A 15,130-nucleotide genomic window follows, 5' to 3' on the forward strand; every position below is an offset into this window, starting at 1 on the left:
TTATTTACTGTCTGAGGATGGAACGAGCCTGGCTTTCAAGTCGGGCTCCTTCATATCCTTATCCAATGGAAATATCGGTCTTTTCACCCGCTTGTATTCCAGACCTTCCAGGTTCTGGTCCACGCCGCCTGGTGTAAGTGACAGCGTCCAGTCTGCGCGCATGTTGTAAAGCTCCGGTTCGAGGTAACCAATTTTAACAACTACTACATCCGCCTTGCGCGGGTTTAATCCCAGTCTTGTAAAATCAGCTTCCTTATGATAAGGCTTGCGTTTTTTCGTCACGATCACACTCACGCTGCCCACCTTTACAACTACTTCCGTTTCCGCATTCCGGTCGCCGTGCTCGATAGCCGTTACGGTTCCTTTCAAGCGCACGGGCGGAGCAAAGCGGGAATCTACTTTCGCACCGGCCAATGCATCAATTTGGCCACCCACACCAACTTCCACTGCCTTCGCAACCAGCTCAGGGCCTGGAATGGAAGCATAGATAAGCGTTTTGCCATTTTCCTTCTGGAACTCCGGTCTTTTCAAAATCTCGGTAATGGTCCACGTTACATCTCCCGCGCCGCCCGCAGTCGGGTTATCGCCCGAATCACTGATGAAATAAGGTGTTTTGTCGCTGTTAACAGCTTTGTCCAGTGCTTCTTTCAATGTGCCGGTCGGTGCTACAAATGCAAATTCTTTCCGCACATCCCAGAAGCTTTTCGCAAGCTTTTCAGCGGTACTTGTTACAGCCTTTTTGTCGTCGCCGGTCACCATTACCACCGCGTGGTTGCGGGGCTCGTCGGCCCAGGCATAACCTACCCACATGGCCGCGTCAATGATCCCTTTTTGCATGGAAGCTGGGGTAACTGCTGCATAAATCCGCTTTCCGGGCTCAATGCGGGTTGATGTTTTCTCGCCTGGCAGCAAAACAGGAATGGGAATCCACGCCTTGTATGCAGGTTTTCCCTTGCCGCTTTCGAGTCTGTCCAGCAGGTTCACAACTGCGCGTTTTTTGGTTTGCATGGCATCTTCGTGCGGCGCCATCCGGTAGCAGGTAATCAGGTCGGTGTTTTGTGCCAAACGCCAGGATACATTGCCGTGCAGGTCCATTGAAGTTGAAATGAGCGTTTTGGTACCTACTACTTCCCTGATCCGGACAATGAAATCGCCCTCCGGATCGTCCAGGCCTACCACACTCATTGCGCCGTGGATATCGAAGAAAAGTCCGTCGTAGGGCGCATTTTTCTTTAATAATTCAAGCGTTTGTTTTACAAGAGACTCATAAGCTTCACGCGTAACCGCGCCACCAGGCAGCGATTTGCCAACCAATGCAGGAAGCCACGTTGCTTTCGGGCGGATACCCGAATCGGGGGACATAAATGGATAGGCTGCGAAAACCTGGTCGCCATAGCGGGCGTGAAAAGCCTCTTCGGTTGTTAATGCGGGTGAAAAAGTGCTGGATTCGATACCCAGCCCGGCAATAGCAATGCGGGGCGCCGCTTTCGGAACGACGGAAATGCGGGTTGTCTCAGTACTCGTTTTTTCTTCATCAAAACTCCTGGTTAACGTAGAAGAAAGTGGCTGAAATGCGCCGAGTAGCAAAGAAAAAACCGCGAAAAGTGTAGTTTTCATATATAAAATTTTAACAAACCGGATTAAGGGTTTTATTTTGTTTAAACATAAGCAAAAAAGCGTTGAACTATATCTCTGCCCGCCGACCAATGAGGCTATCCCGCATTTCCCAGACCCTTTTCTTTCTTTTCATCTGCTTCACTGCTTCCGGGCAGGCTTTTACTGTCAGTACCAATAAAAGGTACCTGATGAAAGAGGGCAAACCATTTTTCTGGCTGGGCGATACCGCCTGGGAGCTATTTCACCGGCTCGACCGGGAGGATGCTGAATATTATCTGAAAAAGCGTGCGGCGCAGGGTTTTACGGTGATCCAGGCAGTTGCATTGGCAGAGTTCGACGGGCTTGAAGTTCCTAACCCTTACGGCGAGCGGCCTTTAGTTAACAATGATCCCACAAAGCCCAATGAAGCCTATTTCAAGCACGTGGATTTTATCATTGACAAAGCCGCAGAAGTTGGAATAAACATTGCATTTCTGCCAACCTGGGGAGATAAGGTATTTAAATCCACCTGGGGAAAAGGGCCGGAAGTTTTCAATGAATCCAATGCAGAAGTGTATGGAAAATGGCTCGGTAACCGGTATAAAACCCGCAAGAACCTGATCTGGGTACTCGGCGGCGACAGAAATCCGAGAGCAGGTACCCGCGATACCGAAATATGGCGGGCTATGGCGGCGGGTATCACAGCCGGTGGCGGTGGCGCCGACAAAGTGATGATGACCTATCACCCGCAGCCCAACCGGGAAGGAGCGAGTGAATGGTTTCACGCGGACGAGTGGCTCGACTTCAATATGTTCCAAACAGGGCATTGCCGCGATGCGGAGGTTTACAACAATATCAAACGCTCTTACGACAGGCAGCTGATCAAGCCGGTAATCGACGGCGAGCCAATCTATGAAGATCATCCCGTTTGTTTCAATGCAAAGGAATTAGGTATTTCCAACGCTTACGATGTGCGTAAATCGGCGTACCTGGATCTGTTCGCGGGTGCATTCGGGCACACTTACGGCTGTCACGATATTTGGCAGATGTACGCGCCCAACCGGGAAGCTGTCAACAATCCGCACGTGTTCTGGCAGCAGGCAATGGACCTGCCCGGCGCTAACGAAATGAAATATGTGAGAAAGCTGATCGAATCGCGGCCGATAACCGATCGCGTGCCCGACCAGTCCATTGTAGTTGAAAGCGACCTGCCCGCCTACGAGCGCATTCAGGCGACGCGTGGAAAGGATTACCTTTTCATTTATACCGCCACCGGCAAACCTTTCTCAGTTAATCCCGGGAAGATCACAGGTAACCAGCTGAATGCATTCTGGTTTGATCCCAGGAATGGCAAGATCAAAGATGCCGGGCAGGTGGATAGCAAAATCATCAACAAGTTTACTCCTCCTGACTCCGGCTATGGGAAAGACTGGGTGCTGGTGCTCGACGATGCTTCAAAGAATTATCCGAAGCCCTGAAAAAGGGGTGGACGGTTGAACCGCGTGCAAAAGGTTGGCTGCTAAATGACTAAATACCACTACGAGCGCCCTTTTGGCTTGGCAGACCGGCATTTATGCTTAAATTAGTATAACAATTGTTATAATTAGTTTGTAAAAACCGGGAAACGGTATACTTGTTCATTCCGGGTAACAAATACGATTGATGCCTAAAACCCTTTTGAAATACGCCTTTATTCTTCCTGTTGCGGGACTGCTTTTTACCTCCTGCGACAAGAAAATCGACTTGCCGGATGATGTAGCGCAGGAAATGTCTATGCTCATGCAGCCCGTTGATTATACCTACGATGTCAAGCCGATCCTTTCTGATCGCTGCTTTGCGTGCCACGGACCAGACGCCAATCATCAGAAGGCGAACCTGCGCCTGGATGTGGCGGAAGTTGCATACAAAAAGGAGACTGAAAGCGGGTTGAAAGCAATAAAGCCGGGTAAGCCCGGAAGCAGCGAGCTCGTCCATCGCATCCTGTCGGCCGATCCCGACGTCGTGATGCCGACTCCTGAATCGCACCTTACATTAACAGCACGGGAGAAGGCGATTTTGATCAAATGGGTAGAAGAAGGCGCTGAGTATAAGCCGCATTGGGCATTTACCAAAGTTGAAAAGCCCAAGGTACCATCGGTCAAGAATGAGAAATGGGCAAAGAACGCCATTGATCACTTCATCCTTAAAAAGCTGGAAGACAAAGGAATGATCCCGGCGCGGGAGGCTGATAAAACCACGCTTTTACGCAGGGTATACCTGGACCTGACAGGCCTGCCGCCGACTCCCGAGGAAGTCACCGCATTTATGAGCGACAATTCGGCGAATGCATATGAGAAGGTGATCGACAGGCTGCTGGCCTCCCCGCATTATGGCGAGCATATGGCGGTACCCTGGCTTGATGCTTCGCGCTATGCAGATACCCACGGATATCAGGACGACGGATTGCGGACAGCCTGGCCTTTCCGCGACTGGGTGATCAGGTCTTTTAACCAGAACCAGCCTTATGATCAGTTTGTTACCTGGCAACTTGCCGGTGATATGCTTCCAAATCCTACACGTGATCAGCTGGTTGCAACGGGCTTCAACCGTATGCATCAGCAAAGTCAGGAAGGTGGCATTGTGCCGGAAGAATATCGCGTAGCCTACGTAGCTGACCGGACGGATACTTTTGGTAAAACATTCCTGGGGATTACAGTCGAATGCGCCCGCTGCCACGATCACAAATATGACCCGATCAGCCATGAAGACTACTATTCGCTATATGCGTTTTTTAATAATAACAATGAAAACGGGCAAATTCCCTACAATGGAGAGGCAAGCCCGGCTATTACGTTGCCTTCGCCGGAAGCTGACGCAAAGCTGAAATATATCCATCAGAACCTGACGAAAGAAAAGTCACAGCTGAATGCGTACACCACAACAGCCGAACAAAATTTTAATAATTGGCTCACAACAGCCCGCACTTATCCAGAAAAGGCGGTCGGTGACGACAAGGAAGGACTCGCAGGTTACTTCACATTCGACGAACCCAAAGGCAAAGAATTTCAAAACCTAGCAGATCCAAAGCAAAAAGCGACAGCCGAGGGGGATGATAGCTTGTCCAATGTGGCTTCACGCACCGGCCGGGTAGGAAAGGCACGGTATATTTTTGGGGAAAATGCGGTTTCGTTCCCAGATAACTTCGCGTTTTTCGAGCGGAACCAGGCATTTAGCATCAGTATCTGGCTTAATCTTCACGATCCTTCCGTAACAGGATCTTTGTTTCATAAATCAAATGGGGTGATGAATGGATACCGGGGCTGGAATGTATTTCGTGAGAAAGACGGGCGCATTAAGCTCACGATGAGCCACGTTTGGCCGGAGAATGCAATTGAGATCCAGACCGTTGAGAAATTCCCGCTAGACAAATGGACACAGATCGGCTTTTCTTACGACGGACTTAGTAAAGCAGCCGGCTTGAAGTTGTATGTAAATGGCCGCCCCGCAAAAGTAACCGTGCACAATGACCAGCTGACCGAAAGTATCCTCTACGGAAAAAACAAAACGAACTGGTATGTTGACAAGCTAAATATCGGCCGCCTTTCTGACCAGCGGACGAAAAACTTCGAGGTAGACGAATTTAAAATTTACACAAAAGCATTGACCCCGCTGGAAATGCTGGGTATGTACAGTTTTAAAAATGAGGTGGTAAATGCGTTAAAAACGCTGCCGACCCAGCTCAAACCGGAGCAGCTTGCCGCATTGAAAGATTATTACCTCCATCATATAGATCCTGCATATAAGAAGCTGATGGCCGACAGCCGAAAACTGATCGCCGACGAAACCGAGATTCTGGATAAAGAAATTGATGTGATGGTCATGCGGGAGCGGAAGTTTCCCCGTAAAACCTTTATACTTAACCGGGGCGCTTACGATGCGCCAGGCAAAGCTGTTACCACTGATACGCCCGACAGCTTCTTCAAGATCCCCAAGGATTTTCCAAAAAACAGGCTGGGTCTTGCCAAATGGCTCACCCATGAAGACCACCCGCTTTTTACGAGGGTTACTGTAAACCGTTTCTGGATGAATTACTTTGGAAAAGGGTTAGTGGTCTCGAGTGACGACTTTGGCAACCAGGGAGAGCTGCCGACGCACCCTGAGTTGCTTGATTATCTGGCGGGTACATTCAGGGAGTCGCGGTGGAATGTGAAGGCAATGCAGAAACTGATCGTCATGTCGGCTACCTACCGGCAATCTTCGCGCGTCAATCCCAAATCTGCTGATGTTGATCCGGATAACAGGCTTTATGCCCATGGGCCGAGCTATCGCATGAGCGCGGAGCAGATCAGGGACAATGCACTTGCATCAAGCGGCCTGCTTACCAGACGGATCGGCGGAAAAAGTGCATATCCTTATCAGCCAGCGGGTTTATGGGAAGCTTTGGCGACGCGAAACGAAGTTACTTACAAGCAGCAGCACGGTGACAGCCTGTACCGGCGGAGTCTTTACACAATCTGGAAGAGAAGTTCGCCGCCACCGATGATGCTGAACTTCGATGCAGCCGAGCGTCATTTTTGTGTGACTAAAAGGCAAAAAACGAGTACGCCGCTGCAAGCTCTGGTGGTCATGAACGATCCGCAGTTTGTAGAAGCCTCGCGCGTGCTGGCGCAGCAAATGCTCAAAAAAGGCAAAACGCTGGACGAACAGATCACTTACGCATTCACGGCGCTGACCAGCCGGCAGCCCGACGCGAAGGAGCGTGCTATTTTGAAGGAATTGTACCAGGAAGAATATGCCGATTTTAGCAAAAATCCGAAGCGCGTTAAATTCGTGCTGGCAGCAGGGGAGTACCCGGTTGACAAGTCGCTGGATCCCGTTCAGGTGGCGGCGGGCACCATTGTAGCCAGTACTGTCATGAACTTTGATGAATTTTTGATCAAAAGGTAAAAACCACAGCATGAGCTTATATAACGAATTTGAAAACCACGTCCACGAACAGCTGAGCAGAAGGAATTTTCTTTCTAAAACCAGTCTGGGATTAGGTGCGGCGGCGATGGCTTCTCTTTTGAATGCGGACAGCCTGCTCGCTAAGAAGCCCGCATTGGCCGGAGGTGAAGCGGCTGGCCTGCCATTGGGGCACCCGCATTTTGCCCCGAAGGCGAAACGGGTGATCTACCTGTTTCAAAGCGGCGCACCTTCGCAGCTGGAATTATTCGACTATAAGCCCAAGCTGGAAGAAATGTGGGGTAAAGACCTGCCCGAGTCCGTCCGGAAAGGACAGCGGCTCACCGGTATGACGGCCGGCCAAAGCAGCTTTCCGCTGGCCGCTTCCAAATACAAGTTTCAGCGGTACGGCGACAATGATATGATGATCAGCGAGTTGATGCCTTATACTTCCAGCATAGTGAACGATGTTACCTTCATCCGGTCTATGTTCACGGAGGCGATCAATCACGATCCGGCGGTTACGTTTTTTCAGACAGGAAGCCAGCAGGGCGGGCGGCCTTCGTGGGGTTCGTGGGTGAGTTACGGGCTGGGTTCAGATAACAAGAATATGCCTTCGTTTGTGGTGCTGCTTTCCAAAGGGAGGGCAGGGGACCAGCCGCTTTATGCCAAGTTGTGGAGCAATGGATTTTTGCCGTCGATTCACCAGGGAGTGGTTTTCCGCTCAGGCCCGGATCCTGTTTTTTACCTCAATAATCCGGAAGGAATTGATAAGAGTAGCCGGAGAAGAATGCTGAATTCGCTTGCGAAGCTGCAACAGGGGCAATTTGAAAAGATACTGGATCCTGAAATCAACTACCGGATGGCGCAGTACGAAATGGCTTACCGCATGCAGACTGCCGTTCCGGAAACGATGGACATATCCAAAGAACCCGACTACATTTTTGATCTGTATGGGGAAGAGTCCCGGAAGCCAGGGACATTCGCTGCGAACTGTTTGCTCGCGCGCAAGCTGATCGAGAAAGATGTAAAGTTTGTTCAGCTGTATCACCAGGGTTGGGATCAGCATGGGAATCTTCCGAATGATATTAAAATTATGGCTAAAAGTGTTGACCAGGCTTCTGCCGCTTTGATCACCGATCTGAAACAGCGCGGGTTACTCGATGAAACGCTGGTGGTTTGGGGAGGTGAATTCGGCAGGGGCGCCTATTCACAGGGTAAACTGACGAGGGACAACTACGGCCGCGACCATCACCCGCGCAGCTTTACGATCTGGATGGCGGGCGCTGGTGTGAAAAAGGGATTTGTATATGGACAAACTGATGATTTTGGCTATAATGTGATCAAAGATCCGGTGCATGTCCATGATTTTCAGGCTACTGTCATGCATTTAATGGGTATTGATCACGAGCAGCTGATCTTCAAGCATCAGGGGCGCAGGTACCGGCTTACCGATGTGCATGGAAAAGTGGTGAAGCCGCTGCTGGTTTAATTGTAGACTTAAACGGGATCAACCATGTATTTTGAGAGTGGCTATTCGACTGTGAATGGATTGAAAATGTATTATCAGATTCACGGTTCGGGAGATATTCCGCTGGTTTTACTGCACGGTGGCGGATCGACGATCGAAACGACATTTGCCAATATACTGCCATTTCTGGCAAATAACCGGAAGGTAATTGGTGTTGATCTGCAAGCCCACGGCCGCACGGGCGACAGGGAAGCGGGAGTCAGTTTTGCGCAGGATGCAGATGATGTTGCCGCGTTGATGGAGAATCTTGGTATCAGCCAGGCTGACTTTATGGGATTCAGCAATGGAGGTAGTTCAGTGCTTCAAATTGCAATCCGGCATCCTGCATTGGTAAGGAAGATAGTTGCAGTAGCTGCCTGCACGAAGCGCTCGGGATTAATGGAAGGCTTTTTTGATTTTATGAAAACGGCTTCGCTGGAAAACATGCCTGCTCCATTGCAGCAAGCTTACCTCGAAGTGGCGGAAAGCAGGGAAGGTTTGCAGGTTATGCACGACAAAGACCGCGACAGAATGCTCGCATTCACAGACTGGCCGGAAGAAAGTCTGCGCTCCATTCAAGCGCCCGCTCTGATCATCGCCGGCAACCGGGACGTAATTACCATCGAGCACACCACAGAAATCTCGAACCTCATCCCCGCAGCGGAGTTGCTCATTTTACCGGGCGTTCACGGAGAATGTATCGGAGAGATCTGCGCATTTCAGCCAGGCAGCAAACTGCCGGAGTTTACGGCTTATATTATTGAGGAGTTTTTAGAGAGGCAAGATAGTTTAGCCTAGAAATACCTTCGCGGGGATACCGAGCTTCTCGTGGAGAATGCGTGCGTCTCAATTAGCTACCGGTTGCTCAATGGAAAATTGTAATTACAAGCTTAAACGAGTACTTTCCATAGTAACTCAAATACTACTGAAATGAAAACTGTTTTAAGCTTTTTGCTGCTCCTGATTGGCACGTCTGCGTGGGCGCAACTCCCTGCGGCTGATGATCTGAAAACTTCCAAAGGACCGCTGAAAATCCAGCCTTTGAACCACGCGACCATGTCCCTCACGTGGAATGGAAAGACCATCTACGCGGACCCTTATGGTGGCGCCAAAACCTTCCAGGGAATCGCCGCACCTGATTTGGTCCTGATATCTGATATTCACGGCGACCATTTTGATCCGGCTACTTTGAATGCAATTGACCTGAGTAAAGCAATTATCATAGCGCCTCCGGCGGTGGTTGAGAAAATGTCTGAGGCGATGAAAGCGAAAGTGGTGACGGTTGCAAATGGACAAACCGTCAGCAAGCTGGATATTTCGATCACTGCTATTCCAATGTACAATCTGCCCGAATCGGCTGAATCGCGGCATACCAAAGGAAGGGGAAACGGGTATGTTTTGAAATTTGGGGACAAAACGATTTACATCAGCGGAGATACCTCGGGTATTCCTGAAATGCGCGCATTGAAAAACATCGATGTAGCTTTCGTTTGCATGAATTTGCCTTACACGATGGACGTTAAAGAGGCTGCTTCGGCAGTGCTTGATTTCAAACCAAAGAGCGTTTACCCCTATCACTACCGCGGCCAGAACGGACTAAGTGATACAGAGGCTTTTAAGAAACTGGTTAATGAAGGCAACAAATCCATTGACGTGCGTTTGCGCGATTGGTATACCATCAAATAATAGCTGAGGCACAGTAATTGCCAAGTCTCTTTCAAATTTCATCATCAACAAACGAAAGAGATGCATTCAGCCACGCCTTACACTAACCAGAATACCAAACATTTTTCCCGAAAAAAATTCCTGTCCGCGACCGGCAAGTACCTCGCGGCAGGAGCTATCGGGACCATCGCTGCCTCTATCAAAGCCGATCAGGCGCATGCTCAGGCACCCGGCAATATCCCCCAAGACGTAGAAGATCCCATTGTTCTTGAAAAATGGAAGTCGGAATACGACCAGCAAAGCGGCCCGGTACCTACACCATTGCCGCCCGATCGTCGCATTGGCTATGCAGTAGTAGGTCTCGGACATTTGTCGCTGGAGGAAATCCTGCCTGCGTTGGGCTCGTGCAAGAAATCCAAGCTGGTTGCACTGGTGAGCGGCACGCCCGACAAAATGAAAAAGGTCGCCGCGCAATACGGGATTGCGGAAGCAAATTGTTACAGCTATCAAACCTATGATAAGCTGAAAGACAACAAGGAAGTCGACGTGATTTACATTGTGCTGCCAAACAGCATGCACAAGGAATTTACGGTGAGAGGTGCTGCCGCAGGAAAGCACATTCTGTGCGAAAAACCAATGGCGGTAAGTCAGGCTGAATGCCGGGAAATGATCGAAGCGTGCAATAAAGCGAAGGTGAAGCTGATGGTGGCGTACCGCATCCAGTATCAACCACACAACCGCAAGCTCCGCGAGCTGGTACAGAAAAAGGAATTTGGGCAGGTGAAATTTGTGGATGCATTCAACTGTCAGAGCAGCGCAAATCCGGATCACTGGCGACACAAAAAAGCTTTGGCTGGCGGAGGTGCATTGCCCGATATCGGTTTGTATTGCCTGAACACGACCCGGTTTGTCTTAGGCGAGGAGCCGACCGAGGTATTCGCATACCAGTACAGCACTCCGGGAAATCCGTTGTTCAGGGAAGTGGAGGAAATGGTTTCGTGGCAAATGCGGTTTGCTTCCGGCGTCGTGGCGAGTTGCGCGACACATTATAATGCGCACGAAAGCAGGCGCTATCGTGTGATGTGCGAGCGGGGGTGGCTGGATATGAACAAAGCTTACGCCTATAAAGGCCAGGATCTGATGACTGCCAAAGCAGATGGCATGATGGAGTTGCAACAGAATATCGGACTTGCAGAGAAAAACCAGTTTGCCCTGGAAATGGACCATTTCTCTGATTGTATTATCAAAAATAAACGACCGTTTACACCGGGAGAAGAAGGATTGCAGGACCAGATACTTATGGAAGCCATTTATCAATCCGCAAAAGAAGGAAAGCCAGTAAAAGTCGCCTCGGCAGTTACCAATCAATCGCTGCACGGTCCGGAGCCGGAACTCAGCTAGTTTGTTTTGGTGTTCAAATTACCGAACTCCGTTACTCATGATGAAATCTTATCGGCCTCAGAAGCACACTACACCGGTTTTGAAGAAAAACCAACCTGACGATTCTTATAAATTTCAGCCTTTGCCCCAACCTTCCGGCGAATACCCTTACCATCTTGCATTGGAAAAGGTGCTGCCGGAAGTTGATCCCGACAAGCTTGTTTTTCACATGCTGGGCGACACGGGCAGTGTACATAATCCTGATTTTCAGAAGTTGGTCGTGGCTGAAATGGTGAAGCAGTATGAAGCACAGGATGATACCGAAGACAAACCCAGGTTTCTCTACCATTTAGGCGATATAGTTTACAACTACGGTGAGGCGAGCCAGTACCACCGGCAATTTTTCGAGCCTTTTCAAAAGTATCCCGGACCCGTTTTTGCCATTCCCGGAAACCACGACAGCGACGTAAATCCTGATTCCAGGATCTCCTACAAAAGTCTTGATCCGTTCACCGCTGTGTTTTGTACTCCGGAGCAACGTACAGTTGCATTCAGCAACGGGGCAGCGCGCAAGAGTATGGTGCAGCCCAATGTGTACTGGACGCTCGAAACGCCCATCGCTTCGATCATCGGCATGTATGGAAATGTAACAAAGTTTGGCACGATCACGGCCGAGCAGCGGGAGTGGCTCCTCAGCGAGCTGCGCGCTGCGGATAGGCAGCGACCCGAAAAGGCCATTATACTCACGGTGCACCACGCGCCTTATTCAGCGGATGTTAACCACGGATCAAGTCTGTATATGATTGATTTTCTGGACAAGGCATTTGCCGAAGCCGGCGTGCGTCCGGATATTGTTTTTAGCGGGCACGTTCATAATTACCAGCGTTTTTCAAAAACCTACGCAGATGGTAAGACAGTACCGTTCATTGTGGCAGGCGGTGGAGGTTATGACGAGCTGCATCCCGTGGCTACTACTTATGATACGCGCTTTACTGAAAAGCACAAGTTATTTGAAGGTGTGGCGCTTGAAAATCATTGCGATACCAAGCACGGATTTCTGAAAGTGACTTTGGAGAGAAAGCAGGGGAAAATAGGGGTGCGGGTGAATTTTTACACCTTACCACACGAAAAGCGCAGCCGGCCGGGTATTAACGCCGACCTGGCTGATCACTTTTCTATGCTGGTGTAGGCTGCATTTGTTATTGAATGAACTTGATTTTAGTCAGTGACATCAGAGGCTGGATAGGCTGCGCGCTGTCGTTCTTGAAGACGAGGTAAATATCATGTTTGCCCTTCGTTGGCTGGATATCAATTTCCACAGGCTTGCGCGTCGGACGTGAAAACGTCTTTGGTTTTTCGCCGGGTTTCAGGTTTTTGTTCTGATTTTCAAGGTCTGCCATTATTTTGGCCATATCTACTTCGGGAGCAAGTTCCACCTCTTTTTTACCGATCAAAGTTCCGGTTGGCGAGTCAAGCCGCAGCTCGATGGTACCGCCTACTGCGCCTTCGCGTTTCTGAGCTGTTGCTACAATTTCCAGTTTATCAATGCTGGTCAGGTCGATGTTATTAAATGCCAGGAAGCTGTTTGCAAAAGGCATTGCGAGGAAACCTGCACCCTGTGAGCCGATTGCTTTCATTTCAGCACCTTTTACTATCGCCGCATCCGAAACCGTAAGCTCTGGACTGCGAAGTACGATCATTTCTTCGGTTGTTTGCGAAGGTACCGCCTTGCTTCCACTCACCGCGCGGTCTGTAAATGCTGCGCGAATCAGTACCGTACCTCTTCCATTGTCCTGCGCGGGGATCTTAGGTGTATATTCTCCTTTTACCGGCAATGTGCTCAGCGTTTTGTCGGTACTGTTCAGAATGTACTTGACGATCACCTCAGCGTCAGCGACCGGCAGGGCAGGGTGGGCCGCCATCGCTACCTCGCCCCAAACACCGGAGCCGCCTTCCAGTACCTTTTTCACCAGCTTTTCCGTAACTCCCGGCTGACCTTTGTATTTGTTCGAAATGTCTGCAAAAGAAGGCCCTACTGATTTGGTTGCAGGCTGGTGACAAACTTTACAGTCACTTTTGTTGATCAGTACATTGGCAACAGCAAACTGCGTAGAAGCGTCTACACTGCGCTGTCCCTGGATCACCTCTGCATAATCAAAACCTTCGGAAGCATAGTCAATGCTCACAGCAACCTGATCGGCGCTGATCTTTCCGTCTGAGAGACTGCCGTCTTCTTTGTCGCTCACATCAATTGCATACGGAATTGCTTTGCCGGGGAAAAAGAAGGTTTTATTTCCATCGATATTCACAGCCACTTTCGGCGGCTCGTTGCCTGCGATGATTTTAAGCGACTGGCTGTTGGCAGCGCCTTTGGAATCGGTTACGGTCAGGTTTGCAGTGTAAATGCCGGGTTTGTCAAAGCTTGCTGTCGGGTTGGCTGTATTGTAACTTTTCACAACGCCGCCTGGTCCCATTACTTTCCAGCTGTATTTCAGTGGATCACCGTCAAAATCCTTTGTGCCTTCTGCGGACAATGTTGCTTTGAAAGGTACCGTTCCGCCCTTTTTATTGGTAGAAACCTGAACCACCGGCTTGCGGTTTCCGCCATTATATTCAATGCGGATCAGGCGCGAGTTGTCACTTTTCTTGAACCAGTTGCTACCATATTCCAGTACATACAAGTCTCCGTTCGGTCCGAATTTGATGTCAATCGGCTGAACAGGGTGATAGTTAGGTGCAACGCGCTCCATGCCGGCGTAGTCTCCGTTTTTGTCAATGGAAATAGCCATGATCCAGCCACGCGAGAAGTCAGCCGCGATCCATTTACCTTCATAATAGGCAGGCCAAGGGCGTTTTGGCGCTTTGAAGTCTGTACGGTGATAAACCGGCCCGCCGGTGGCGCTGCGTGAGCCTGAGCCTACAAGCGGGAATTTTTCGGAGATATTATAAGGATAGTAAATGAAGCTGGGCGACGTGGGCATCAGCTCCCGCAAACCGGTGTTGTTAGGAGATGTGTTAACAAGGTTTTTAGGATCTTTTTTAGCAAGGGGCTTATTCGCTGCATAGTCGTAAACAGGGAAGGCCTGGTCATTTCCTATAAACCACGGCCAGCCAAAGTTGCCCGGCTTCCGTGCCTGGTTCAGCTCATCATATCCCATCGGACCGATTTCAGAATCTTCACTGGCGTCAGGCCCCACTTCTCCCCAATACAGATAGCCCGTCTTGCTGTCCACTGCAATGCGCCAGGGGTTCCTGTGTCCCATTGAGTAAATTTCAGGACGTGTTTTTGGTGTTCCTTTCGGGTACAGGTTTCCTGCCGGTATGGTGTAGGTCCCATTTGGCTCAGGGTGGATTTTAAGGATTTTACCTCTCAAATCGTTCGTATTCCCCGCGTGCCCCTGATCGTCCCAGCTCGCTCTACCCGGCCGCTCGTCGGTTTGCGCCGCCTTCTGGTTACCGGTATTGTTGCCGACAGTCAGGTACAGGTTACCTGCTTTGTCCCAGGTCATTCCACCTCCCGTGTGGCAGCAAACTTCGCGCTGTGTATCGACTTCCAGCACTACTTTTTTCGTACTTTCTACCAGCTGCTCATCTTTAACCTCCCACCGCGCCAGAATGTGCTTTTTCTCGGTCGGATGTGCGTAGTACAGGTAAATCCAGTGGTTTTTGTCATAGTTCGGATCCATTGTCAGCCCCATTAATCCTTCTTCCGCTTCACGTACTACCCCTTCTGCACTCGTATATTTGGTGTTTACCGGAATGGTAGCAATGAGATCAGTAGATTTGGTCGACGGATTGTATTTTTTCAGCGCGCCCTTTCTTTCAGCTATAAAAACGGAACCGTCGGTAAGTACCTCGAAAACCATGGGTTCGTCAAGGTTATCAGACACTACAATCGGGGTGAAACGGCTGTCGTCAGGTTTGGGCGGACTGTCCTGAAATGTGAATGCGGCTACTCCGAAGAGCAGCGAAAGCTTTGAAATGGTTGTAAAAACCCGGCCGGCGCCGGTCTTCAATGGGAAAAGTCTGGTCATAAAATAACAGGAAAGAGTATAC

General features: G+C 49.9%; 9 protein-coding genes. 7 read left to right on the forward strand and 2 right to left on the reverse strand.

What is annotated here, in order from left to right:
• A complete protein-coding gene (locus ASG33_RS16555; RefSeq protein ID WP_082489278.1) occupies window positions 1-1,617 on the reverse strand; it encodes a M81 family metallopeptidase in 1,617 nt (538 codons plus the stop codon).
• 89 nt (window positions 1,618-1,706) lie between these two features.
• Between ASG33_RS16555 and ASG33_RS16560 the strand changes: the two genes are divergently transcribed.
• From ASG33_RS16560 to ASG33_RS16590, 7 genes are all read left to right on the forward strand, one after another.
• On the forward strand, window positions 1,707-3,074 hold the full coding sequence (locus ASG33_RS16560; RefSeq protein WP_056287580.1) for a glycoside hydrolase family 140 protein: 1,368 nt from the start codon (window positions 1,707-1,709) through the stop codon (window positions 3,072-3,074).
• A gap of 184 nt (window positions 3,075-3,258) precedes the next feature.
• The gene (locus ASG33_RS16565) at window positions 3,259-6,522 is read left to right on the forward strand and encodes a DUF1553 domain-containing protein (RefSeq protein WP_056287582.1); all 3,264 of its coding nucleotides are present in this window, start codon (window positions 3,259-3,261) and stop codon (window positions 6,520-6,522) included.
• 10 nt (window positions 6,523-6,532) lie between these two features.
• Window positions 6,533-8,011, forward strand: a complete 1,479-nt coding sequence (locus ASG33_RS16570) for a DUF1501 domain-containing protein (RefSeq protein WP_056287584.1) — start codon at window positions 6,533-6,535, stop codon at window positions 8,009-8,011.
• Window positions 8,012-8,035: 24 nt separating this feature from the next.
• Complete coding sequence (locus ASG33_RS16575; protein ID WP_056287587.1) at window positions 8,036-8,827, forward strand: alpha/beta fold hydrolase; 792 nt, start codon at window positions 8,036-8,038, stop codon at window positions 8,825-8,827.
• A 132-nt stretch (window positions 8,828-8,959) separates the two neighbouring features.
• Window positions 8,960-9,715 (forward strand): MBL fold metallo-hydrolase, encoded by a 756-nt coding sequence (locus ASG33_RS16580; RefSeq protein ID WP_056287589.1) that lies wholly within the window; start codon window positions 8,960-8,962, stop codon window positions 9,713-9,715.
• Between the two features lie 60 nt (window positions 9,716-9,775).
• A complete protein-coding gene (locus tag ASG33_RS16585) occupies window positions 9,776-11,095 on the forward strand; it encodes a Gfo/Idh/MocA family protein (RefSeq protein WP_056287591.1) in 1,320 nt (439 codons plus the stop codon).
• 37 nt (window positions 11,096-11,132) lie between these two features.
• The gene (locus tag ASG33_RS16590; protein WP_229238686.1) at window positions 11,133-12,263 is read left to right on the forward strand and encodes a metallophosphoesterase; all 1,131 of its coding nucleotides are present in this window, start codon (window positions 11,133-11,135) and stop codon (window positions 12,261-12,263) included.
• A 10-nt stretch (window positions 12,264-12,273) separates the two neighbouring features.
• Here the strand turns inward: ASG33_RS16590 and ASG33_RS16595 are convergent, their stop codons facing one another.
• A complete protein-coding gene (locus ASG33_RS16595; protein ID WP_082489280.1) occupies window positions 12,274-15,108 on the reverse strand; it encodes a PQQ-dependent sugar dehydrogenase in 2,835 nt (944 codons plus the stop codon).
• Between the last annotated feature and the right edge of the window lie 22 nt (window positions 15,109-15,130).

It is taken from the genome of Dyadobacter sp. Leaf189 (assembly GCF_001424405.1).
Lineage (GTDB): Bacteria > Bacteroidota > Bacteroidia > Cytophagales > Spirosomataceae > Dyadobacter.

What these genes read in the sequence shown, in the direction of transcription:
- ASG33_RS16580 (WP_056287589.1), top strand. Translation starts at nt 8,960, where the DNA reads ATGAAAACTGTTTTAAGCTTTTTGCTGCTCCTGATTGGCACGTCTGCG.
- ASG33_RS16575 (WP_056287587.1), top strand. Translation starts at nt 8,036, where the DNA reads ATGTATTTTGAGAGTGGCTATTCGACTGTGAATGGATTGAAAATGTAT.
- ASG33_RS16585 (WP_056287591.1), top strand. Translation starts at nt 9,776, where the DNA reads ATGCATTCAGCCACGCCTTACACTAACCAGAATACCAAACATTTTTCC.
- ASG33_RS16565 (WP_056287582.1), top strand. Translation starts at nt 3,259, where the DNA reads ATGCCTAAAACCCTTTTGAAATACGCCTTTATTCTTCCTGTTGCGGGA.
- ASG33_RS16560 (WP_056287580.1), top strand. Translation starts at nt 1,707, where the DNA reads ATGAGGCTATCCCGCATTTCCCAGACCCTTTTCTTTCTTTTCATCTGC.
- ASG33_RS16590 (WP_229238686.1), top strand. Translation starts at nt 11,133, where the DNA reads ATGATGAAATCTTATCGGCCTCAGAAGCACACTACACCGGTTTTGAAG.
- ASG33_RS16595 (WP_082489280.1), bottom strand. Translation starts at nt 15,108, where the DNA reads ATGACCAGACTTTTCCCATTGAAGACCGGCGCCGGCCGGGTTTTTACA.
- ASG33_RS16555 (WP_082489278.1), bottom strand. Translation starts at nt 1,617, where the DNA reads ATGAAAACTACACTTTTCGCGGTTTTTTCTTTGCTACTCGGCGCATTT.
- ASG33_RS16570 (WP_056287584.1), top strand. Translation starts at nt 6,533, where the DNA reads ATGAGCTTATATAACGAATTTGAAAACCACGTCCACGAACAGCTGAGC.